3 protein-coding genes are annotated in these 1,959 nt (G+C 49.6%); all 3 read left to right on the top strand.

What is annotated here, in order from left to right:
* Window positions 1–208 (top strand): transcriptional regulator (locus EBS36_07350; protein NBU32963.1); only part of this gene is annotated, 208 nt, incomplete at its 5' end.
* 2 nt (window positions 209–210) lie between these two features.
* Complete coding sequence (locus EBS36_07345; protein ID NBU32962.1) at window positions 211–858, top strand: DNA-3-methyladenine glycosylase 2 family protein; 648 nt, start codon at window positions 211–213, stop codon at window positions 856–858.
* Window positions 859–959: 101 nt separating this feature from the next.
* Window positions 960–1,925, top strand: a complete 966-nt coding sequence (locus EBS36_07340) for a hypothetical protein (GenBank protein NBU32961.1) — start codon at window positions 960–962, stop codon at window positions 1,923–1,925.
* Window positions 1,926–1,959: the final 34 nt, after the last annotated feature.

The following is a 1,959-nucleotide window of genomic DNA, read 5'->3' as shown; positions in this document are numbered from 1 at the left end:
CCAACCAGATGGTGTGCCATTTGTACAAGACAAGATTCGCGATAGTGAAGGTATGCGCGAATCTATGACGCGCGAGTTCGAAGATGTTTTAATTAGCACTGGTCGTGCTTGGGTGGCCTTGGATGGTTCAGTTGCGCAGCGCGTAGAACTGACTCTGCAAGCTTTAGATGAAGCTATGGCAACAGCGTTTGAATTTAACGAAGCCTAAAGATGTCTGAATCAATTCTGCGAGTCGGCGATGTTGAAATGTCGCAGGTGGCAAAAGAGTTAGCCAAAAAAGATAAGACCCTTGGGCAATTCATTAAAAAAGTTGGTCCCTGCACTTTGGCCGGCCCATCACACGATTCGCATTTTGAAAGCATCGTCTTTGCGGTTATCGCTCAGCAGCTTTCGACTAAAGCGGCTGACACTATTACCGCTCGACTTTTAGATTTAGTCGGCCGACCACTTGAACCTAAGAAAGTTTTAAAGTTCACACCAGAGCAATTACGAACCGTCGGCCTTTCGGGCGCAAAATCTCGGACCATTCTTGAATTTGCCCACGCCGTCAAAACTGGCGAACTTGATTTATTAGCGCTTGAACATGAGACCGATGACCTGGTACTTGCTGTGTTAACCAAACTTTGGGGGATAGGTCGCTGGACTGCCGAAATGGCGATGATATTTCGCCTCGGCCGACTGGACGTTTGGCCAGTTGGCGACTTAGCAGTGCGAAAAGGCTTTGCTCGAATTTATGGACTCGATAAAGCACCGAGTGAAAAAGAGATTGAGAACTTGGCAGATCATCTACGCCCACATCGCAGCGTGGTGGCTTGGTACTGCTGGCGCGCAACGGATGAAGATTCTGCGACTTGGTAGTGATGCTGCCTGCGTAATAAGAGCGGGAGTTGTTCAATGTCAATCGGTTCAAACTTGGACCTCGTGAAAACGTTCACAAGCACCTCAGGTAGCCTAGAACCATGACTAAACCTGTTGTTTTAATTGCCGAAGAACTGTCCCCAGCAACTATTGCCGTACTTGGCGATGCCTTTGATATTCGTCATTGCAATGGCGCTGATCGCACTGAATTATTGGCAGCCATTCCAGAAGCACACGCCATCCTTGTTCGCTCAGCCACCAAAGTAGACGCTGAAGCAATTGCGGCTGCGCCAAATCTAAAGATTGTTGCCCGCGCTGGCGTTGGCCTTGACAACGTTGATGTTCCAGCAGCAACCGAAGCAAATGTAATGGTAGTTAATGCGCCGACAAGCAACATCGTTTCTGCTGCTGAATTGGCGGTGGCATTACTTCTTGCAAATGCCCGCAACGTTGTTCCTGCGAATATCACTTTGAAGAACGGTGAATGGAAGCGTTCAAAGTTTGGTGGCATCGAACTGCAGGATAAGACGGTTGGTATCGTCGGCCTTGGCAAGATCGGTCAGCTCGTTGCAAAACGCCTTGCAGGTTTTGACGTCAAGTTTGTTGCCTATGATCCGTACGTAACCCAGGCACCCGCAGGCGGCCCAGAGATTGAACTCGTTTCGCTCGAAGAACTACTTGCGGTCTCAGACTTCATCACCATTCACATTCCAAAGACTCCTGAAACAGTTGGCCTAATTGGCGCAGAAGCATTGACCAAGGTGAAGCCAACTGTGCGCATCATTAATGCTGCTCGCGGTGGCGTTCTTGATGAAGCCGCACTTTACGATGCAATCGTTGAAGGTCGCGTGGGTGGTGCTGGACTTGATGTTTATGCAACCGAGCCATGCACCGACTCACCGCTATTTGGTCTGGAGCAAGTTACTGCCACACCACACCTTGGCGCTTCTACTGAAGAGGCCCAGGAAAAAGCTGGTGTTGCCGTTGCTGAGTCAGTCGTTGCACTGTTTGCCGGCAATGATGTTCCCGGCGCAGTAAACGCAGACAAGATTACCGTTTCGCTGTAACTCAAACTTAAAAATGCCCAGCCAATTGGCTGGG

The sequence above is a fragment of the Actinomycetota bacterium genome (assembly GCA_009923495.1).
Classification (GTDB): domain Bacteria; phylum Actinomycetota; class Actinomycetes; order S36-B12; family UBA5976; genus UBA5976.
Note: the sequence above shows the minus strand (reverse complement) of the source record. Positions and strands in the feature narration are given on the sequence as shown.

Excerpts from the sequence above, each read along its gene's own strand:
- EBS36_07345 (NBU32962.1), top strand. The coding sequence starts at position 211 with ATGTCTGAATCAATTCTGCGAGTCGGCGATGTTGAAATGTCGCAGGTG.
- EBS36_07340 (NBU32961.1), top strand. The coding sequence starts at position 960 with ATGACTAAACCTGTTGTTTTAATTGCCGAAGAACTGTCCCCAGCAACT.